Raw genomic sequence first — 20,860 nt, forward strand, 5'->3', positions numbered from 1 at the left:
CTATTAAAATATTTTTTTATAAAAGCTCATATCCAGGTAAAGTTAAGAAATCAACAAATTCGTCATTTTGAATCAATCGGTCAAACAGTTCTGCCGCTTCAGTGAAGCGCCCCTCAGCAAAGCTCTTCTCGCCCACTTCCTGTTTGATCTTTTCTAATTCTTCTTCCTTCAATTGCTGATACATTTCAACCGTTACCTTCCGACCATCATTCAAAACCCCTTTGGGATGACGGATCCACTGCCAAAGCTGAGCCCGAGAAATTTCCGCTGTTGCGGCATCCTCCATTAAGTTGTGAATAGGGGCAGCACCTCTTCCTGATAACCAGGAAGCCACATATTGGATTCCTACATTGATATTGGTGCGGACACCTTCTTCCGTTATGGTTCCTTTAGGCACTTCCAGCAAATCTTGCGCTGTAACGGTAATTTTCTGTTGTTTTCCAGAATGAATTTGGTTTGGCATCGGCATCTCGCGGTTAAAAGCTTCCATTGCAACCGGTACGAGCCCCGGATGAGCAACCCATGTTCCATCATGACCGTCGCGGGCTTCCCGTTCTTTATCAGCGCGTACTTTCGCAAAAGCCTCTTCATTCGCCTGCGGATTATTTTTAACCGGGATTTGCGCAGCCATGCCACCCATTGCCGGTGCCTTGCGGCGATGACATGTTTGAATCGTGAGCAGTGAGTATGATCGCATGAACGGTACCGTCATTGTCACTTGTGAACGATCTGGTAAAATGACATCCTTTTGGTTACGGAGTTTTTTCAGGTAGCTGAAAATGTAATCCCATCTTCCACAATTTAGCCCTGCCGAATGCTCTTTTAACTCATACAGAATTTCATCCATCTCAAATGCCGCCAAGATCGTCTCAATTAATACGGTTGCTTTAATCGTTCCTTGCGGGATGCCCAGTCTTTCTTGGGCAAAAACGAAAATATCGTTCCAAAGCCGAGCTTCCAAGTGGCTTTCAATCTTTGGCAAATAGAAATATGGACCGGTTCCACTTGCCAAAAGATTTTGTACGTTATGGAAAAAATACAATCCAAAATCGATGAAACTACCGGACATCGGCTTTCCATCAAGCAGCATATGTTTTTCTTCTAGGTGCAATCCCCGCGGCCTTACGATCAGCACGGCTGTTTTGTCGTTTAATTTATATTTCTTCCCATCCGGGTTTTCAAAGCTGATCGTCCGATTTACTGCATCTCTTAGGTTGATTTGTCCTTCGACGATATTCTCCCAAGTCGGTGAAGTAGCATCTTCAAAATCCGCCATAAACAATTTGGCTCCTGAGTTTAACGCGTTAATGACCATCTTTCTGTCGGTCGGCCCAGTTATTTCCACCCTCCTGTCCTGAAGATCTTCCGGCAGCGGCGCAATTGTCCAATCACCATTACGGATATGTTTCGTTTCGGGAAGAAAGTCTGGCAGTTTTCCATTATCAATTTCTTCCTGACGTTTCTTTCTCAACTGTAACAGTTCCACTCTTCTTGGGCCGAAGTTTCGCTCCAATTCCTCAACAAATTGCAAGCCTTCCGGTGTTAAAATCTCGTCATATTGGGCTTTCAAGTTTCCTACAACTTCAATGCCTCTTGTTTGCGTCGACATAAACTAGATCACCTCTTTGTTATAATACAGTAAGTTACCTCGATTTGTATTATATAACACAATATTCAAAAATGGAACTACTTTTCTGAAATTTTTAAAAAAATCGGTAAATTTATCCCCGATAGTAAAAAAATAAAAAGCGAGGGCCATTATCTTGGCTCTCGCTTTAGCTCCATTCCTTATATAATTGCTGAAAGTCTTCTTCCCGATTGCCGCTTGTTAAAAATGCTTCGCTGACAATCGCAGTTAACAGCTTTTTTTTCAAAACAGGATTTTCTACATTTTTCCGAATCCATTGCCGTTTGACAAATAGAAATTCTAAATAATCGTCATATGATTGATCAAATTGCTGCTCAAGATCCATGCGAATTTTTCGTGCTAGAATGGGACTAGCTCCTCCTGTTGAAACAGCTATTGTTAACCTGCCTCGTTTTAGTTGCGAAGGCAGGTGGAAATCGGAAGCATCCGGACAATCGGCAATCGTCACCAACTGGTGCGGTTTTGCCGAATCTTTCACAAACCGATTTACTTGTGGATCATTCGTTGCTGCAAAAATCAGCTGTGACTCTTTTACATCATCCGCCGTAAATGGCCTTGGACACCATATTATTTTCTTTTCGTTGGCAAGTCTTTGAAGTTTCCCAGTGACAGTTGGACTGATCACCGTAATCCGGGCCCCTGTTTCAAGCAAACCGGTTACTTTTCTCTCAGCAACCTTGCCCCCGCCAACCACTACCACCTTTTTCCCTATAAGCCGGAGCATAATGGGGTAATAAGAATTCATGGAGAGCTCACTTCAATTGGACATTTATCAGTTAAAACCTTTATCAATGCTTCATTTGTTGATGTTTCCGGCGCCACTGCCCCATTCAATCCTGCATCAGCCAATGCCGAAAGTGTCCTTTCTCCCTTGGCCACAACTTGAATTTTGTTTAAAAACTGGCTTGTATCTATGCCACATTCTTTCAGTACCTGAAAAACCGGATCTACAGAAGCGCTGCATGGGAAAACAACTGTGTTTACATCTGCTTCTTCCAGCATTCTTTTTAAAATTGGAAGGAACTGTCGGTCAAGCTCTTTTCTGCTAGTCACCAAACAATCAACCCCAACATATTTGTTCCGAATGCTCTCATCACCCACAACAAGAACATTCCCTGTTTGGGGCAGATGATCGAATCTTTGAGCAAGAAAGCCTTGTTCATTTAGCGCTTTTATCGTTTTTATCGAAGCACCAAGGAAGTCAGCTGTTATGGTTCGAATATCTATGCTAGCGGCCTGTACTGCTTCGAAAAATTCAGTGACACTTTCGGGTGAAGAAAATACAATTTCATCATAAGCATATATGCTTGATAGATCCACTCTCTGTGGGATCCTTGTCCACTTCGGAAATTCAATGACATCTGCACCTTGGTCCATTAGAAACTTTGCTAAGCGGCTTGGACCAATACCCGTACGGGCTAGCAAGATTTGTCTTCCAAACAGCGGCTTTTTCTCAAACCAGCTGATTTTTTCCCGGAGAGAAACAACATCGCCCACTAGAATAATTGCCGGATTGCTGAAGTTCTCTGCCGCTGCTTTTGCGCAAATATTCGCAAGTGTTCCCTGCAATGTCTTCTGGCGGCTGAATGTTCCCCATTGGATCATGATTACCGGTGTTTCAGCCGGTTTTCCATGTTGTAAAAGATTTTCACAAATAAATGGCAAATTTCCGACTCCCATGTAGAAAGCAATCGTATCCACGCCTTGGAGACTTTTCCAATTTAAGAGCGGCTTTCCGTCTGCCGATTTGTCGTGGGCAGTCACTACCGCAAATGATTCTGCATACTCGCGGTGGGTCACAGGAATTCCAGCATAAAGCGGTACAGCCATCCCAGATGAAACACCAGGTACAATTTCAAATGGAATCTGATACCCTGCCAGAACCGCTGCTTCTTCTCCGACTCTGCCAAAAACTCCGGGATCGCCGCCTTTCAGACGGACAACGGTTTTCCCTTCTAAAGCTTTTGCAACAAGAAGTTCGTTAATATGGTTCTGCCGCAAAATATGACGGTCTGGCAATTTACCGCAATAAATCAGCTCGCAATTATCCTTGGAAAATTCCAATAACTTTGGATTCGCAAGCCGGTCATACAAAATCACATCCGCCTTTTGAATAGCCTCCAGGCCCTTTAATGTTAGTAATCCTATATCCCCTGGCCCGGCACCAACTAAAAATACCTTCCCTGTTTTCATCCGCAGCCTCCCTGTAGTAATTGTATAAAAAAGGTATACACCAAATTTTCTTAAATTGTAAGATTAGAATTTTATAAAGATTATATCATCTTCCATGCAAACTTTATATACCAAAACTTGGACTTAAGAAAAGCACACCCTAAGTGTGCTTATGCTTTGTTTTCAGAATCGGAGAAATTTTTATTAATGGAACAATCCATGTCACAAGAATTCCGATTAATGCAGCGGGCACTGCTTCCCACAATTGCAGCGGCGGGGTAATTAAGATGGCTGTCTTATAAATTGCAAACACTGTAAAGAAGTACATCAGACTTCCCAAAATCGATGCCAGCCAACTGATTCTTTTAAACAGGAGAAAGAACAGCGGTATAAAGATGATCGTCATCGGTACATAGGAGGTTGGGTAATGTACTACATAAAAAACGGACTTGAAGACAAACCTTATTAGGATATAAAGTGATGCAGCCATCACGGGGATAGAAAAATTCTTACAACTTCTGATCGTTACTACCGTGAGCAAGGTTACCACAAAAACTGAATAAATAGGGTAAATCCATTCAGGAATTCCGCCAAAAATTTGTGATTTCGGATCGGAAATAAGTTCGAGAATTTCCTTTGATGCAATTGATTTTCCATGGATATATTGGTTATAGGATATTGCTCCATTTTCCTGCTGCATATTTGGGAATAGAAAGCACTCCAGAAGAAACATCGCAAACCATGTATGCAATGACTTCCAAGATGGTTTTTCCTCATAAGTGTGAGAAAAATAACCATGCCAGACACCAATGATCATAATATCAGTAGCAATATAATAAATGAAATGTGTAGGACTCCAGGTTGTTAAATCAATCCCATATGCAATATGGTAGCTAAAATCGAGTGGAATTCCTATTAGAAATAAAACATACCCGATTGTTGTCAAATTCCTGGAAAACTCAGTCATATATTGGAGCTTCCGCCATTCTTTCATAAGCAAAAATGCGCCTAGGGCAAACCCCATAAAATTAACAATATGAGGAATCGAGTATTCCTCGAATAAATATTTAAAATGATAAGACGCATCCCAAGCCGAGCCAATGAATTTCAATAAAAATGCCACTACCCATAATCGGTAATATTTCAATTTAGCTATTCCCCCTTTTCTTATCCAAGCAAATCAAAAATGTCACCATAGATGGCAATCAAGATATAGTTGATGACGATAGCGACTCCAAACATGATGCCATATTTCAGAACTTTTTTTAGCGTAAATAATCGATAGATAAAAATAATTCCCGCCGTAACAACGAATAGATTGCAAATTAGCAATGACCCAATCACACCAGGACCGTCATCATGCGGTACGTTGGTAACGTGAAGCAGATAGAATGGCAGCAAATCTCTTTCCTCCATCTTCATTTAATTTCGTGTATTTAGTTTTTACACAAAATGATAATTCCTTTCCCACTTTGGAGTATTTTACAATATTATAAACGAAAGCAGTTCATAAAAGTTACAGTTTTTTCTTCCTGAAAAAACCTCTCCCTGTAATAGGAAGAGGTTGATTTGTTGGATTTTAGTACAATTCTGATGTTGTTTTCGCCTGCATATGGAGCAGCAAATAGTCAGGACCGCCTGCTTTAGAGTCAGTTCCGGACATGTTAAAGCCGCCAAATGGCTGATAGCCGACAACGGCACCTGTACAGCCGCGGTTAATATAGAGGTTACCGACATGGAAGTCTTCAATAGCTTGATCGATATGGGCGCGATTATTCGAGATGACCGCTCCAGTTAAGCCATACTCAGTATTATTGGCAATTTCAAGTGCTTCATCAAAGTTTTTCGCTTTGCAGAATCCGACCACAGGGCCAAAAATTTCTTCCTGCATGATGCGGGCTTTCGGATCTAAATCGGCAATAACAGTCGGTTGAATGAAGAAGCCTTTTGAATTGTCGCCTTCCCCGCCAGTCATCAGTCGGCCTTCGTTCTTACCGATTTCAATATATTCCATGATTTTATTGTAGGCACTGCCATCAATAACCGGCCCCATAAAAGTTCCTTGTTCTGCAGGATTTCCAACCGTTAATTCCTTGGTTAATTCAACGACACGGTTCAATACTTGATCATACACAGATTCCACGATTACAGCCCGTGAGCAGGCAGAGCATTTCTGACCGGAAAATCCGAATGCAGATGCCACGATCGATTGTGCTGCCAGTTCAAGGTCAGCTTCAGCATCTACTACAATCGTATCCTTTCCGCCCATTTCAGCAATCAAGCGTTTCATCCAGATCTGTCCTTCACTGATTTTGGAAGAACGTTCAAAAATGCGCAAGCCCACATCTCGTGAACCAGTAAAACTGATGAAGCGGGTATCTTTATGGTCAACTAAATAGTCGCCTACTTCGGCACCACTTCCTGGTACAAAGTTCAGGACACCTTTTGGAAGCCCTGCTTCTTCCATGACTTCAACAAATTTTGCAGCAATGATTGGCGTTGTAGATGCCGGTTTTAACAGAACTGTATTGCCGGTAACAATCGCTGCTACGGTTGTTCCGCACATGATCGCAAACGGGAAGTTCCATGGTGAAATAATAATCCCTACACCAAGAGGAATATAGTTATAGCGATTATGCTCATTTGGACGACTTTGTACAGGTACACCGTCTTTCAAAGACAACATTTGACGGCCGTAATATTCAAGGAAGTCGATTCCTTCTGCCGTATCGGCATCTGCTTCGCGCCATGGTTTCCCCGCCTCTTTTGTCAAAAGTGCAGAAAACTCATGTTTACGGCGGCGGATGATGGCGGCTGCTTTAAACAAAATATCAGCACGGACTTCAGGCTTTGTTTTTCGCCATGTTTTAAATGCTTCGACCGCAGCCTGCATTGCCTTTTCAGCCAACTCTTTGTTTGCTTTGGAAACACGGCCGATAACCTCTTCTTTATTTGCCGGATTATAGGAAACGATTTTATCTTCAGTAGAAATCCTTTCACCGCCGATTAATAAGTCATAGTTCTGACCTAAATAGCTTTCCACTGTCTTTAATCCTTGAAGGAAGCCTTGTCGGTTTTCTTCAAGCGTAAAATCGGTGAACGGTTCATGTCTGTATGGTTGTACCATTTCTAAATCCCTCCTATATAGTAAACGATTTCACCCAAAGAACATTCTACCTCATTCCTATTGTTGCCGCAAATAGTTAAGAAATGCGTAGGCGCCTTGGTCATTCCCCGACAGGCAAATGACAATAGTAAAAGCCCCGAAAAATTCGGGGACTTACTGATAAATATAGACAAATGGATCGGTGTCATTTGCTTTCTTGACAATCAAGGCTTCCGGCCCATTAACCGAGGTCACATTGACAGAAACGGAAAGATATTTTGGAAAATGCTCCATCACAAGTCCGGTCACATATTGGGTAAAGCCCACCGCTTCGGTTTTCCCGTAAAATTGAATAGGGATCGTAATATTTAAATCCTGCAACTGGTCATCTACATAAAAAGCTCTGCCGATTACCCCATTAAAGTTTGGAAAATACTGTTCAACATCCTGTTTAAAGTTCAGGAATTGTGTTTCATCATCACGGTGAGCGCTTTGAGCTTCATCGGAAGGAAATAGGTAGTATTTTTCGTTTACTTTCTGCCATGAATTTAAATTTGTGCTTCCTTTATCGACTGTTGCATAATCAATGAAATTTCCAGGAACAATCGAAGTCTTGCTTTGCTGCTCAAACAAGGCAATCGTAATCGGTACATCCTCTAAACCCTTCATACTCCGCATTCGTTTGACCACTTCTGCGGCAATTTTCTTCCCCTGGCTTTCCATTTCATCATACGGTATACTTTTCTCCATTTCGATAAATCCGCCATTGCTTTGGGTTACCCGATAATAATAGGTCGAATTAAGGGCAAGGCCAATAGCGACACCGCCTAAGGACACATTGCCTTTGTCATCTTTCGTTAAATAGTCATGCTCTAATATATGAGCTAAATAAATTGGGCTGCTTGGCGCCTCCGGTGTACCAGTATCAACCGGGTTTAGGCCGATATTATCCGAGGGCTTGATGCCGTTTTTCTTCAGCTGTTCAGGTGTATATTGACGGTTCAGCCACAGTTTAATTGTGTCTCCTGAGATTTCCTGACCCTCTTGAAAATAATATTTCTTTGTATCAAAACTATGCTGGGCAATTCTCATCAATCCCATTTCAAATTCATTTAAATCATATCTAGTATTAATATCATTTACAACCAGTCCGCGGGCTTTCCCTGGCTGAAAAGGCAAAATCGTTCGATAGTAGTTGTCAGAAATATTATAGCTTGGGATAATTGCTTTCCCCTTCGATTTATCTGTTTTCACAACTTGATTCTGCCCTTGTAATTTTGGTGCACAGGCACTTAATAACAACACCAGGGAGATGGCAAGTACTGAAAGCTTTCTCACGTTGTTCCACCTCTTACTTTTTTAATTCTTCAAGGAGCCTCTCCTCATCCCACACTTCAATTCCGAGTTCTTGTGCTTTCGTGAGCTTCGAACCGGCATCCTCGCCAGCGATTACAAGGTGGGTCTTTTTGCTGACACTCCCGGCTACATTACCGCCGAGAGCTTCGATTTTCTCTTTGGCTTCATTTCTTGTTAAATGTTCCAATTTCCCTGTTAGAACAATAGTTTTTCCGGCAAAGATCGAATCAGATTCCGAGGCAGAAATCGGCTTCGGTCCTTTGTACTCCATATTTACACCGGCGTTTCTTAGCTCTTCTATAAGCTCACGAGCCTCTTCCTGTTCAAAAAAGCTGACAATCGAATCGGCCATTTTATTGCCAATTTCATTAATCGCGATTAATTCTTCTTTTGAGGCTGCTGCCAATTTTTCCATTGTACCAAATTCCTGAGCCAGTGTTTTAGCAGCCTTTGCTCCGACATGGCGGATTCCAAGGCCAAATAACAACTTCTCCAATGAATTGCTCTTTGAAGCCTCGATAGCTGCTAACAGCTTAGAAACGGATTTCTCGCCCATTCGTTCAAGGGCTAAAAGCTGCTCGCGAGTCAGCTTGTAAATATCAGCTACATCAGTAATCAGATTTTCTGCAAACAGTTGACTGATGACCTTTTCCCCAAGTCCTTCAATATTCATTGCATCTCTTGAAACGAAATGAATCAGCCCCTCACGGATTTGCGCAGGGCATTTGGGATTGATGCATCTTAATGCCACTTCACCTTCTAGACGGACCAACTCACTTTCACATTCCGGACAATGGGTTGGCATGTAAAAATCCACTTCCATGCCTGTCCGCTGATCTACTAAAACATTTACGACTTCAGGAATAATGTCACCGGCTTTTTTGATGACAACTTTATCGCCAATTTTAATGTCCTTTTCACGAATGAGATCTTCATTATGCAAGGAAGCGCGTTGAACAGTAGTTCCAGCCACTCTTACAGGTTCCAAAACTGCTGTTGGGGTGATCACCCCGGTACGTCCGACACTTAATTCGATATTTAACAGAGTGGTTACCACTTCTTCAGCAGGAAATTTATATGCAATCGCCCACCGCGGACTTTTTACGGTTGTTCCAAGAATTGCCTGCTGGTGAAGGGAATCGACTTTAATCACAATTCCGTCAATGTCATATGCAAGCTGGTGGCGCTGTTCTGTCTTTTCCTTTATAAATTCCATTACCTCTTCAATAGTGGCGCATTTTCTACGCTCATGATTCGTTTTAAAACCAAGCCGGTCCAAATAATCTAGTCCCTCGCTGTGAGAAACGACACCGACCGCCTCAGGATTACCGATTCCATATAAAAACACATCCAGCTTCCTTGAGGCAGCGATTTTCGGATCAAGCTGCCTTAAGGAACCGGCAGCAGCATTCCTTGGGTTGGCAAACTGCTCTTCACCCCGCTCTTTCCTTCTTTCATTCAACGCCACAAAGGAAAGCTTAGGCATAAAAGCCTCGCCGCGTACTTCAATCGACACTTCTTCAGATAAGCGGAGCGGAATGGATTTGATCGTCTTTAGATTGGAGGTAATATCTTCTCCGATAATGCCATCCCCGCGCGTTGCCCCTTGTACAAATAAACCGTCTTCATAGCGTAAGGACACAGCAAGACCATCAATTTTCAATTCGCAAACATAAGAAAAATCATCACCGACAGCCTTGCGGATCCTTCGGTCAAAATCCCTTAAATCCTGTTCATTAAAGGCGTTCGCAAGGCTTAACATCGGAGTGCGGTGTTCTACTTTTTCAAACAGTTCCAGAGCCGCTCCGCCGATGCGCTGAGAAGGAGAATCTGCTGTTTTCAAATGTGGGAATTGCTCCTCAAGCGCTAATAGCTCCTGCATTAACCTGTCATATTCAGCATCGGGAACAGAAGGTTTATCCAGCACATAATATTCATAGCCATATTGCGTTAACAGACGTTTTAATTCATCAATTCTTTGTTCAGCCGTTTGCATGTCCATACATTCAGCCCTTTCATAAAAAATCTCATCTATTATAATGCAGAGCACTTATTTAGGACAATTGTTAAGCTATTTACATTTGTCATGCTTTTTGAATTGGCGCAAATTTGGCCAGCAGGCGTTTAATGCCAATTGGACTTGGGAAGGCAATATCAAGCTCGGTGCTTTCACCTTGACCTTTGACGCTGACCACCGTTCCGATTCCCCATTTGCCGTGCTCAGCTTTATCGCCAACCTTCCAGGCAACTTCCTCCCCGCCCGACGCTGCTGAAACAGGGCGGGTTACCGGTTTGCGTGCCGGATTTGAACCGCCAAAGGACGTACGTGCTGAACCTGAAGCCCCAAACGGCCTTGACCCAAACGCACTCTTTCTTTCCGGCTCAACACCTTCCACCAGTTCATCCGGGATTTCGCTGATAAAACGTGATGGCGGGTTCATATTCGTGCGGCCAAACAACGTTCTCATTTGAGCATTCGTTAGGAATAGGCTTTTTTCTGCTCTTGTAATCCCTACATAAGCAAGCCGCCGTTCTTCCTCCATTTCAACCTCATCCATCAAACTGCGGCTGTGCGGAAACACGCCTTCCTCCATCCCGATCAAGAAGACAACTGGAAATTCTAATCCTTTGGCTGAGTGTAATGTCATTAATACAACTGAATCAGCCTTTTCCCCGTCTTCATCTAATGAATCAATATCAGCGACAAGAGCCAAGTCTGTTAAAAAAGCAATCAGACTTTTGTCTTCATTTGTTTCCTCAAAATTCTTCGTCACTGACATGAATTCCTCAAGGTTTTCCAAGCGGCTTTGTGCTTCTAGAGATTTTTCCGCCTTTAGCATTTCACGGTAACCGGTCTTTTCCAGGACCTCGTCCACTAATTCTGTGACCGAAAGATATTCCTGCATTTGTGTGTAATTTTTAATTAGATCACGAAATTCTTTTGCCGCTTTCGTAATTTTTGGGCTTAGGCCAATCAAATCAATAGAATCCAAAGCTTGAAAAATCGATAAATCATGCATAGCGGCAAAATCCGCAATTTTATCAAAAGAAGTAGACCCAATTCCCCGTTTCGGTACATTGATAATTCGCTGAAGACTGATATCATCGTCCGGGTTGGAAATCAAACGTAAATAAGCTAGCATATCTTTAATTTCTTTCCGGTCATAGAACTTGGTTCCACCGACAATAGAATACCCAATATTGGATTTTAACAGCACTTCCTCCATCACACGGGATTGCGCATTTGTCCGGTACAGAATTGCAATATCGGATAGTGAATATTCATTGTTTCGAGTTAATTCTTTAATCTTCCCCGCAACAAATTGTGCTTCACTTTGCTCGCTGTCTGCACGATAATAGACAATCTTATTTCCTTCGGGATTTTCCGTCCATAAATTCTTCAGCTTACGGTTTAAGTTATTCTCAATCACCTTATTGGCTGCCATAAGAATCCTTTTCGTTGAACGATAGTTTTGCTCCAGCATGATCACTGTTGCATTTGGATAGTCCTTTTCAAAAGAAAGAATATTGGTAATATCAGCGCCGCGCCAACGATAAATCGATTGGTCCGAGTCACCAACTACACAAAGATTTTTAAAGCGGTTTGCCAATAATTTCACTAAGATATATTGGGCTTTGTTGGTGTCTTGATACTCATCAACATGAATGTATTGAAACTTGCGCTGATAATATTCCAATACATCTGGAACCCGTTTAAACAATTGAATGGTCATCATAATCAAATCATCGAAGTCGAGGGCCTGATTTTTCCGCAGCCTCTTCTGGTATTCTTCATACACATCACTAACAATCTGCTCATAATATCCGCCCGACATTTTACTGTACTCTTCCGGATCCATCAATTCATTTTTCGCTGAACTGATAGAGCCTAAAATAGCCCTCGGATCAAACTTTTTCGGGTCGATATTTTTATCTTTTAAAATCCCTTTAATCACCGACTGTTGATCAGTTGTATCCAAAATCGTAAAATTGCGGTTAAAGCCGATCCGGTCAATATCGCGGCGTAAAATTCGAACACACATGGAGTGGAACGTGGAAATCCAAATTTCTTCTGCCGTGCCTCCCATCATTTTGCCGATTCTCTCTCTCATTTCACGGGCCGCTTTATTTGTAAAGGTAATCGCTAAAATGTTATAGGGATTCACCTGTTTTTCTACAATTAAATAGGCAATTCGATGTGTTAACACCCTCGTTTTGCCGCTTCCGGCACCGGCCATAATCAAAAGTGGGCCGTCAGTTGCTTTGACAGCCTTCTGCTGTTCCGGATTCAAACCGTTTAAAAGCTTATCGGTTAAATATTGCATTTTCCCACCTACAATCACGAACATTCGTTCTCCGTTTTTTATCATATTAGATTATGAATTGATTAGAAAATACTACCGTACTGCCTTAACTGTTTCTAACGCTTGGACAAAGTCTTCATAAATAGCATTGCCGACGACAATGACATCAGTATGCTTGGCCATTTCTGCTGCCTGTGTAAAGGTCGAGATGCCTCCACCGTAAAACAGCGTTGTTTTCTTGAGCACTTTTTTCACATCCGCCACCAACGCCGCATCACCGTATTTACCGCTATATTCCAAATAAAAAATCGGCAGCCGGAACATTTTCTCTGCCATGATCGCATAGGCCTTCACGTCTTCTCTAGTCAGGCGTGTTTGAGCAGAAGTCAGCTTTGCCGCTTTACAATCTTCATTCAGAATACAATAACCTTCCATCATCATTTCATCCCAATTCATGATTTCACCAAACTCCTTCACCGCCTGATGATGGAGTCCGGTAATCCATGCGGTGTCATTGCTGTTTAACACGGTCGGGATGAAATAGAAATCAAAGCCAGGGGTAATCGTCTCAATACTGGAAACTTCAAGAATACACGGAACTGTATACTTCCGGATTCTCGCCATTAAATCCAGTACACCATCAAGGGTTACTCCGTCGGTTCCCCCGACAATTACAGCATCCGTCCCAGATTCACATATTTGTTCTAATCTTTGATCAGAAATCTCTTTGTTTGGGTCAAGTTTAAATACATGACGCCATTCACGAACATCATACATCTAAAGGAGTCCTCCCATTCGTTCTTTCCATTTAACCATTATAGCATCTGCCCTCTCGATTCAAAAAGAAAACAATGAATCTAGACTTTGAAATATTTGGGTGTGTTTATTGTTATCAGCCTAAATTTGTCGATTTCTTCTTAAAGTCTGTTGAGATCCCTTCATTTTGTCCAAAAGTTTGCCGAAATCATTTTAATTTTTCTTGGCCTTCCAATCTCATAAACAAAAAAATAACCGAAAGACTTGTTCTTTCGGTTGGATTAATCTTTGATCGCTTTACTGTTTTCTTCTTTAATCCGTTCGAGCACCATTTCATAGCTATCATTGCCGAAATTTAAACAACGTTTTACCCGTGAAATCGTAGCGGTACTAGCGCCGGTTTCTGTTTCAATTTTATGATACGTATTGCCTTCACGGAGCATTTTGGCAACGTCAAGCCTTTGTGCTAGTGATTGTATTTCATTTATCGTGCAAAGATCATCGAAAAATCGATAGCACTCTTCTATATCCCTTAACGAAAGAATTGCTCTAAATAATTGATCAAGCTCTTTGCCGCGTAATTTATCAATTTGCATCTTCTTTCCCTCCTTGAATAAAATCCAAACTTTTACACTTTAACTTATTAATATATTATACTTTAACGCATTATTGAAGGAAAGAGAACTGCTTTATTCATTACATCATATATCCCCTGCTGAGTAATCCGAATATATGGCAAATGCGTTGAGGAAAAGAATAACAGGCTGTAAATTGGATCCGAAAAGGAATAGCCACGCTTCTTTAGTTCATCGAAAAGTTTTTTTTCATGAACAATTAATTGTTCAACAGGAAGATCCGACATAATTCCATTTAGTGGAAGAGGCAGTTCGAACACTACTTCGCCATTCTCGATCAAGACAATGCCGCCGCCTAACTCTTTCATTCTATTAAAAGCGCGCAGGATATCCTGCTTATTTTTCCCAATTAAAATAATATCCCCCGTATTTGAATAAGAACTTGCCAATGCGGACAAATTCGTGGCAAATCCTTTTAATAATGTATTAATCCGCCATTTTCCTTTACGATCAATTAATGTAAAAAAGCATTCATCATGAACGGTTGAAAGTTCATCTCCGGAAACATCGATGGAAATTGAATAAGGTTTGGTAATAACGGAGTTCTCCATTTTAATCCCAAATGGCATCGAAAATTGCAAATCATCCATTGATAAGTTCCAATCAAGTTCCATTGGTTTTAAGCCATATTCATTCCAATTCATAGATGGATAAGCATCTTCTACCCTCTTACCTTCACGTTTTACCCATTTCCCTTTGGCCAAAACAGAGATAGGTGTAGGATTTTCAATGCTTGGTAAAAAGTTGATGTTTGCTACTCTTCCCGTGGCAATATTACCATGTAAATGAGCGATGTTGTAGTATCTTGCAATATTGACGGTGGCCATATTATAGGCATCAATAATCGGAACCCCTTTTTCAATCGCAATGCGGATTAATTGGTCTGTGATGCCGTGTTCGTAAAAGGAAGATGACGCCCCGTCCGTATTAAAAAATAAACGGTCATATACGTCTATACCCAATCGTTTCATATCATCCAAAAGCTGCGGAAGATCAGGGCGAATGGACGAATGTCTCAATGATACGGTATAGCCCTGCATTAACCGGTCGTATACTTCTTCCCCTGTCATTGCCTCATGATCACAATCAGCGCCCAGCAGCATCATTTTGGCCAATGTTTTTTCCGATGCACCAGGGAAATGCCCTTCAATTTGTTTGCGCATCCTTTTTGCTTCCTGAATCCAGTGAAGCATTAAATCATCGCCGCTTAATAATTTCGGCCATCCGGTCAATTCTCCACCTTGAAGAACGGCATCAAACTCCAGCCATGATTTAATATTACTATGCGAAAAAATTTCAACTTCATCCAATATTTCCGTCTGCGAATCAAAGCGGCACCACCAAAACATTGTTGTCGGTAGTGAGCTAAGATCCCTTACCAATGAAAACGCTTTCTCCCTTTTTAAATGTAAAGCCAATACCATGTTATCATTGATCAGCATCGTTGTTCCAAACTGTGATACATAAGACGCCAGTGATTGGGGATTATATAATTGAAATGGATGAGCATGCGGTTCGATATATCCAGGAACCAAAATTTGATCGGTGCAGTCAATGATTTCACAGTTTTCCGTGTTTATTGGAAGTTTATCTCCAACATAAACAATCCGGTCTTGATAAATCCAAATATTTGCTCTCATCCACTTTCGAAATGTTTGATTTAAATATAAGGCGTTTTTCAAAAGAATCGTGGGGGATTGAACTCCATCCAAAACGGATACATGCATGCGTATATGTTTGTTTTTCCAGCGGTAGCGTTGCTCAAGCATACGATATCCCTCCCTAAATTAACGTATCTATTTTGAAAAAACATAATTTTTCCATAAAGAAAACCCTTACAAAAAATTCACTTGATACTATACTATCATACTTTTCTATTTAAAACAGTAAAGAATTGAAAAATACTGTAAAAATTTCGTGAAGAGGTGAACAAGATGTATGGTAAACCAAACATCGGGATTATAAACGCGCTCATACGCATTACTATCGGATTTGCAATTCTTTCTTGGTGCACTGCTAAATTGGTTAAGCACCCTTGGAGGGATTCTTATTTCTTAATTGCCATCTGTGCTGCTATGAAGGTGGCCGAAGGAATTGTCCGCTACTGCCCTTTGACCGCTTTATATGAAAAATGCCAATATATGACGAAACAAGAAAAGCTAACAAATGAAAATACCGAAGAAACGCCAATCAATCCGACATAGTGATAAAACTTTTAGAAGTGTGATTATTCCCATATCACACTTGAAATTACGGATTACACTTGCATGAACACTCTCGTATAATGTTATTTCAAAAAAATGACGGCTGCCCGCATTTGCGGACAGCCTCACTGAAAGGAAGTTGATGGCTCATGTATCAGTATTTAGAATACGTTACTGACACGTCATTTGTCATTGCTTTAGTGATTGGCGGGATTGTAGCTACTTACTATGCGCTTGCCAGTCGCACTAGAAGACGTGCCCGATAGCCTTTGCACCGATATCTTTTCTGTAAAAAATGTCCTTGCATGACAATTTTTCCAATTCTGTATAGACTTTTGCCTGAGCCTCTTGTAAATGATCGGCTTTTGCACCGACAAGGAGAACCCTGCCGCCGGCTGTTAAAATAAAGCCGGCGGTATTTTTAACTGTTCCAGCATGGAAAATATAAGCGTTAATATTTTCTAAGCCCTCGAGAACGGCACCCTTTTCATAGTTCTCAGGATAGCCATTGGCAGCGACTACTACCCCAAGCATGGCTTGCGGATCCCATTCAAGCTTTGGCGTACCCCCTTCTAAAAGCTCCAATATGACTTTAACTAAATCAGATGATAGTCTTGGCAATATCACTTGGGTTTCCGGATCTCCGAAGCGGGCATTAAACTCAATCACCTTTGGACCATCAGCTGTTTTCATTAGTCCTGCATAAAGAATCCCGCAGAAGCTTCGCCCTTCTTCCACCATTGCTTTTGCTGCCGGAATCAAAATCGTATCGACAGCGGTTTGAACTGTATCCGTACCAATATGCGGGACAGGTGAATAAGCACCCATGCCTCCGGTATTTGGCCCCTTATCCCCATCAAATGCTCGCTTATGGTCCTGAGCAATCTCAAGCGGCACCACAACTTCTCCGTTAACGAATGCCATTAACGAAAATTCTTCGCCGCTTAAAAATTCCTCAATAACGACCTGGGAAGAGGCGGCACCAAATTTCTGATCTACAAGCATGTCTTCAAGACTTTCCAAGGCTTCTTCCACTGTCATGGCGACAGACACGCCTTTTCCAGCGGCCAGTCCATCTGCTTTAATAACAATAGGAGCACCCTTCTCAACCACATAGTCACGTGCCTCTTCAAATGAGGTAAACACCGCATAATCAGCAGTCGGGATGTTGTATTTCTTCATTAATTCTTTCGCGAATGACTTACTGCCTTCAATTTCTGCAGCTTTTTTACTTGGACCAAACACCTTTAAACCGGCCGCTAGAAACTTGTCAGCCAGACCCTCTAAGAGCGGCACTTCCGGCCCAATAATCGTTAAGCCAATCCCTTCATTTAAAGCAAATTCAATCAGTTTCTCGTGTTCTGATTCGTCGATGGGGACAGGTTCTGCCACATTCTCCATTCCGACGTTGCCTGGAGCCGCGAATACTTTTTCTACGAGCGGGCTTTCGCTCACTTTACACACTAGTGCATGCTCTCTGCCGCCGCGCCCAATAATTAGCACCTTCACTATTTTCACCCCGTTTTAGTGTTTAAAATGCCTTACCCCGGTAAACACCATGGCGATGCCATATTCATCCGCTTTTTTAATCGAATCCGCGTCACGAACTGAACCACCCGGCTGTATAATAGCGGTAATACCGGATTTTGCCGCTGCCTCAACGGTATCATCCATTGGGAAAAAGGCATCTGAAGCAAGTGCAGCACCTTCAGCCTTACTGCCTGCTTGCTTAAGCGCAATTTCTGCGGATCCTACACGGTTCATCTGACCGGCACCAATCCCAAGGGTCATGTCTTTATTTGAAACAACAATAGCATTGGACTTCACATGTTTAACAACCTTCCAGCCGAGTTTTAATGCTTCCCACTCTTCAGGAGTCGGCTGTCTTTTGGTTGGAATGGTAATGTTAGCATCATCAAGTGAATAATCATCTTGCTCTTGTACGAGCAAGCCACCCTCGACCGTTGTCATTTTGAGTTCTGCCTTGTTTTCTTTTTCAAAGGAAATGGTTAATAAGCGCAGATTCTTTTTCTTTTCCGTTAAAATAGCAACAGCTTCTTCCGAGAAAGAGGGAGCAATAATAATTTCTAGAAAGATCTCGTGAAGTTTGGTAGCCGTTTTCGCATCAACTTCACGGTTAAAGGCAATAATTCCGCCAAAAATTGAAACTGGATCTGCAGCGAATGCTTTTTCAAATGCCTCAAAAACTGTTTTGCCAGTACCAACACCGCATGGGTTCATATGCTTCACTGCAACAGCAGCAGGCTCCTTGAACTCTTTCACAATCTGCAATGCGGCATCGGCATCATTGATATTATTGTAAGATAGTTCCTTGCCATGAAGTTGTTTTGCATAGGCAATGGAAAATTCGGAACCAAGCGGTTTTTTATAGAACGCTCCCTTTTGATGCGGATTTTCCCCGTAGCGTAGTGTCTGCTTCAATTCATAGGTAACCGTTAATTTTTCTGGTGTTTCTTCCCCTGCAAGATTTGTCATGTATTCAGCGATTAAGGCATCATATGCTGCCGTGTGGCGGAATACTTTAGCAGCCAGCTTTGCCCTCGTTTCAAGGGTTGTTTCACCGCTTGTCTTTAACTCATTTAACACTGTCTCATAATCAGTTGGATCCACTACAACCGTTACATATTGGTGATTTTTTGCTGAGGCGCGAAGCATCGTCGGTCCACCGATATCAATGTTCTCGATCGCGTCAGCTACCGTCACGTCCGGTTTTTCAATCGTCTGCTGGAAAGGATAGAGGTTGACTACTACAAGCTGGATCGGCTCAATGCTATGCTCTTGCAATTGCTTTTGATGAGATTCGTCATCGTGTTTCGCCAGCAGGCCGCCATGGATAAACGGGTTTAACGTTTTAACACGTCCTTCTAAAATTTCCGGGAACCCGGTAACATCACTGACACTTAAGACAGGCAGTCCCAGCTCCTGAAGCATTTTTTTCGTTCCACCGGTTGAAATAATTTCAAAGCCAAGGCTGGCTAACTCTTTTGCGAATTCACCAACTCCATTCTTGTCTGAAACACTAATAAGTGCACGCTTTCTTGCCACTTATAACCTCTCCTTTCGTCAACAGCACTTGCAGAATTGCTGGATATAGTTTGTGTTCAATCGCATGAATTTTCTGTTGCAAACTCTCTCTTGTTTCATTTTCTTCTAGTCTTATCCGCTCTTGAGCAATAATCGGACCTGTATCCATCCCTTCATCCACATAGTGGATTGTGACTCCGCTCCATTTTGCTTTTGCTGCCAAAGCCTGGCCGATTGCATCTTTTCCAGGGAACTCCGGCAGAAGCGAAGGATGAATATTCACAATGCGCCCTTGGTACTCCTTTAATAAAGTTGGGCCAATCAGCCGCATATAACCGGCAAGGATAACAAAATCAACCTTTTCATTCTCAAGCAGCCGCAATATTTCCTGTTCATAATCAGCTTTACTGTGATAATTCTTAGGGTTAAATACAAAAGTTGGAATGTTCGCTGTTCTTGCCCGTTCAATACAGTAAGCGCCAGGTTTATCGCAAACAAGCAACGAAATCGCCGCCTCTAGTTCGCCTTTTCTTACGGCATCAATGATCGCCTGAAAATTGCTTCCGCTTCCTGATGCAAATACGGCGATCTTTTTCATTGGCGGCCACCTCTGCCATGAATGCGAATGCCTGATTCTTCCGTCACAACACCAATTTGATAAGCTGTTTCGCCCACTTGCTGAAAGTGCTCCATTAGCGGTGCCGCAGTTTCCGGGCTGACAGCAATGACCATGCCAATTCCCATGTTAAAAATATTGTACATCTCATTATAGTCAATTTGTCCAACTTCAGAAATTAGCTTGAATATAGAAGGGATGTTCCAGCTTTTTTCATCCAGTTCCGTACCAAATCCACTGGGGAGCATCCGCGGAATATTCTCAATAAAACCGCCGCCGGTAATATGGGCCATCCCTTTAATCGTGAATTTCTCCAAAGCGGATAAAATCGGCTTCACATAAATCTTTGTCGGTTTCAATAATTCCTCGCCTAATGTACAGCCAAGTTCTGAAACATATTCGATTAACGACCAGTTGTTAAAGACCTTCCGAACAAGTGAGTAACCATTGCTATGGATCCCGCTTGACGCCAGACCAATCAGCACATCTCCCGGCTTTACCCGTTCACCTGTGATCAGCTTCGATTTCTCACAGGCACCGACAGCAAACCCAGCCAAGTCGTACTCGTTCTCCCGATAAAGCCCGGGCATTTCCGCTGTTTCTCCACCGATCAAAGCACAGCCCGCCTCTTCACATCCGTCCGCGACACCTTTTACAATGGCCTCGATTTTTTCCGGTAAGGCTTTCCCAAGAGCAATATAATCCAAAAAGTAAAGCGGCTCGGCTCCTTGAACGACAATATCATTCACACACATAGCCACCGCATCAATGCCAATCGTATCATGACGATCCATCATAAAAGCGATTTTCAATTTGGTTCCGACTCCATCGGTGCCTGACACCAAGACCGGCTCTTTGTAGTTTAAGCTAGAAAGGTCAAACATGCCGCCAAAGCCACCGAGACCTCCGATGACGCCTGCCCTTGCTGTTTTTTGTACATGCTGCTTCATTCTGGCTACGGCTTCGTAGCCTGCTTCAATATCAACTCCGGCTTCTCTGTAGGCATTTGCCATCATCC

At 42.3% G+C, this 20,860-nt stretch carries 18 protein-coding genes; 2 read left to right on the forward strand and 16 right to left on the reverse strand.

Annotated features, from left to right (window positions below):
- Window positions 1-16: 16 nt before the first annotated feature.
- The 12 genes from aceB to BFU02S_RS04345 form a co-directional block, all read right to left on the reverse strand.
- The gene (gene aceB / locus BFU02S_RS04290) at window positions 17-1,609 is read right to left on the reverse strand and encodes a malate synthase A (protein WP_066367069.1); all 1,593 of its coding nucleotides are present in this window, start codon (window positions 1,607-1,609) and stop codon (window positions 17-19) included.
- Window positions 1,610-1,775: 166 nt separating this feature from the next.
- Window positions 1,776-2,393: an NAD(P)-binding protein gene (locus BFU02S_RS04295; protein WP_066367072.1), complete on the reverse strand. Its 618-nt coding sequence runs from the start codon at window positions 2,391-2,393 to the stop codon at window positions 1,776-1,778.
- Window positions 2,390-3,841: a uroporphyrinogen-III C-methyltransferase gene (cobA, locus tag BFU02S_RS04300; RefSeq protein ID WP_066367074.1), complete on the reverse strand. Its 1,452-nt coding sequence runs from the start codon at window positions 3,839-3,841 to the stop codon at window positions 2,390-2,392. Before cobA ends, BFU02S_RS04295 begins: the two co-directional genes overlap by 4 nt.
- 139 nt (window positions 3,842-3,980) lie before the next feature.
- Window positions 3,981-4,967 carry a hypothetical protein gene (locus BFU02S_RS04305; protein WP_066367081.1) on the reverse strand — a complete coding sequence of 329 codons (987 nt, stop codon included), beginning with the start codon at window positions 4,965-4,967 and terminating at the stop codon, window positions 3,981-3,983.
- A 20-nt stretch (window positions 4,968-4,987) separates the two neighbouring features.
- Entirely contained in the window at window positions 4,988-5,221 is a 234-nt protein-coding gene (locus BFU02S_RS04310; protein ID WP_066367082.1) for a hypothetical protein, read from the reverse strand.
- Window positions 5,222-5,399: 178 nt separating this feature from the next.
- Entirely contained in the window at window positions 5,400-6,947 is a 1,548-nt protein-coding gene (pruA, locus tag BFU02S_RS04315) for an L-glutamate gamma-semialdehyde dehydrogenase (RefSeq protein ID WP_066367084.1), read from the reverse strand.
- A 153-nt stretch (window positions 6,948-7,100) separates the two neighbouring features.
- The gene (locus tag BFU02S_RS04320; RefSeq protein ID WP_066367086.1) at window positions 7,101-8,264 is read right to left on the reverse strand and encodes a CamS family sex pheromone protein; all 1,164 of its coding nucleotides are present in this window, start codon (window positions 8,262-8,264) and stop codon (window positions 7,101-7,103) included.
- A 13-nt stretch (window positions 8,265-8,277) separates the two neighbouring features.
- Window positions 8,278-10,284 carry an NAD-dependent DNA ligase LigA gene (gene ligA, locus BFU02S_RS04325; RefSeq protein ID WP_066367088.1) on the reverse strand — a complete coding sequence of 669 codons (2,007 nt, stop codon included), beginning with the start codon at window positions 10,282-10,284 and terminating at the stop codon, window positions 8,278-8,280.
- Between the two features lie 82 nt (window positions 10,285-10,366).
- Window positions 10,367-12,607: a DNA helicase PcrA gene (gene pcrA / locus BFU02S_RS04330; protein ID WP_066367090.1), complete on the reverse strand. Its 2,241-nt coding sequence runs from the start codon at window positions 12,605-12,607 to the stop codon at window positions 10,367-10,369.
- Between the two features lie 72 nt (window positions 12,608-12,679).
- The gene (gene pcrB, locus BFU02S_RS04335) at window positions 12,680-13,363 is read right to left on the reverse strand and encodes a heptaprenylglyceryl phosphate synthase (protein WP_066367093.1); all 684 of its coding nucleotides are present in this window, start codon (window positions 13,361-13,363) and stop codon (window positions 12,680-12,682) included.
- A 260-nt stretch (window positions 13,364-13,623) separates the two neighbouring features.
- On the reverse strand, window positions 13,624-13,938 hold the full coding sequence (locus BFU02S_RS04340) for a YerC/YecD family TrpR-related protein (protein WP_066367094.1): 315 nt from the start codon (window positions 13,936-13,938) through the stop codon (window positions 13,624-13,626).
- Window positions 13,939-14,000: 62 nt separating this feature from the next.
- Complete coding sequence (locus BFU02S_RS04345) at window positions 14,001-15,746, reverse strand: adenine deaminase C-terminal domain-containing protein (protein WP_066367095.1); 1,746 nt, start codon at window positions 15,744-15,746, stop codon at window positions 14,001-14,003.
- Window positions 15,747-15,911: 165 nt separating this feature from the next.
- Between BFU02S_RS04345 and BFU02S_RS04350 the strand changes: the two genes are divergently transcribed.
- Both BFU02S_RS04350 and BFU02S_RS17620 read left to right on the forward strand, forming a co-directional pair.
- On the forward strand, window positions 15,912-16,181 hold the full coding sequence (locus BFU02S_RS04350; RefSeq protein WP_066367096.1) for a YgaP family membrane protein: 270 nt from the start codon (window positions 15,912-15,914) through the stop codon (window positions 16,179-16,181).
- 149 nt (window positions 16,182-16,330) lie between these two features.
- On the forward strand, window positions 16,331-16,447 hold the full coding sequence (locus BFU02S_RS17620; RefSeq protein WP_369690640.1) for an EYxxD motif small membrane protein: 117 nt from the start codon (window positions 16,331-16,333) through the stop codon (window positions 16,445-16,447).
- On the opposite strand, the gene purD is transcribed toward BFU02S_RS17620, so the two are convergent.
- From purD to purM, 4 genes are read right to left on the reverse strand one after another with little or no spacing between them, the layout of a single operon-like run.
- Window positions 16,428-17,690 (reverse strand): phosphoribosylamine--glycine ligase, encoded by a 1,263-nt coding sequence (gene purD / locus BFU02S_RS04355; protein ID WP_066367099.1) that lies wholly within the window; start codon window positions 17,688-17,690, stop codon window positions 16,428-16,430. The genes BFU02S_RS17620 and purD overlap by 20 nt on opposite strands.
- Before the next feature lie 15 nt (window positions 17,691-17,705).
- The gene (gene purH, locus BFU02S_RS04360; RefSeq protein WP_066367100.1) at window positions 17,706-19,247 is read right to left on the reverse strand and encodes a bifunctional phosphoribosylaminoimidazolecarboxamide formyltransferase/IMP cyclohydrolase; all 1,542 of its coding nucleotides are present in this window, start codon (window positions 19,245-19,247) and stop codon (window positions 17,706-17,708) included.
- Window positions 19,222-19,824, reverse strand: a complete 603-nt coding sequence (purN, locus tag BFU02S_RS04365; protein ID WP_066367105.1) for a phosphoribosylglycinamide formyltransferase — start codon at window positions 19,822-19,824, stop codon at window positions 19,222-19,224. Before purN ends, purH begins: the two co-directional genes overlap by 26 nt.
- The gene (gene purM, locus BFU02S_RS04370; RefSeq protein WP_066367134.1) at window positions 19,821-20,855 is read right to left on the reverse strand and encodes a phosphoribosylformylglycinamidine cyclo-ligase; all 1,035 of its coding nucleotides are present in this window, start codon (window positions 20,853-20,855) and stop codon (window positions 19,821-19,823) included. The genes purN and purM overlap by 4 nt, the downstream gene beginning before the upstream one ends.
- Window positions 20,856-20,860: the final 5 nt, after the last annotated feature.

Origin of the sequence: Neobacillus fumarioli NBRC 102428 (assembly GCF_001591485.1) — a bacterium.
Lineage (GTDB): Bacteria > Bacillota > Bacilli > Bacillales > Cytobacillaceae > Neobacillus > Neobacillus fumarioli.

Coding starts and splice junctions, on each gene's coding strand:
- aceB (WP_066367069.1), bottom strand. CDS start 1,609: ATGTCGACGCAAACAAGAGGCATTGAAGTTGTAGGAAACTTGAAAGCC.
- BFU02S_RS04295 (WP_066367072.1), bottom strand. CDS start 2,393: ATGAATTCTTATTACCCCATTATGCTCCGGCTTATAGGGAAAAAGGTG.
- cobA (WP_066367074.1), bottom strand. CDS start 3,841: ATGAAAACAGGGAAGGTATTTTTAGTTGGTGCCGGGCCAGGGGATATA.
- pruA (WP_066367084.1), bottom strand. CDS start 6,947: ATGGTACAACCATACAGACATGAACCGTTCACCGATTTTACGCTTGAA.
- ligA (WP_066367088.1), bottom strand. CDS start 10,284: ATGGACATGCAAACGGCTGAACAAAGAATTGATGAATTAAAACGTCTG.
- pcrA (WP_066367090.1), bottom strand. CDS start 12,607: ATGCAATATTTAACCGATAAGCTTTTAAACGGTTTGAATCCGGAACAG.
- pcrB (WP_066367093.1), bottom strand. CDS start 13,363: ATGTATGATGTTCGTGAATGGCGTCATGTATTTAAACTTGACCCAAAC.
- BFU02S_RS04340 (WP_066367094.1), bottom strand. CDS start 13,938: ATGCAAATTGATAAATTACGCGGCAAAGAGCTTGATCAATTATTTAGA.
- BFU02S_RS04345 (WP_066367095.1), bottom strand. CDS start 15,746: ATGCTTGAGCAACGCTACCGCTGGAAAAACAAACATATACGCATGCAT.
- BFU02S_RS04350 (WP_066367096.1), top strand. CDS start 15,912: ATGTATGGTAAACCAAACATCGGGATTATAAACGCGCTCATACGCATT.
- BFU02S_RS17620 (WP_369690640.1), top strand. CDS start 16,331: ATGTATCAGTATTTAGAATACGTTACTGACACGTCATTTGTCATTGCT.
- purN (WP_066367105.1), bottom strand. CDS start 19,824: ATGAAAAAGATCGCCGTATTTGCATCAGGAAGCGGAAGCAATTTTCAG.
- purM (WP_066367134.1), bottom strand. CDS start 20,855: ATGGCAAATGCCTACAGAGAAGCCGGAGTTGATATTGAAGCAGGCTAC.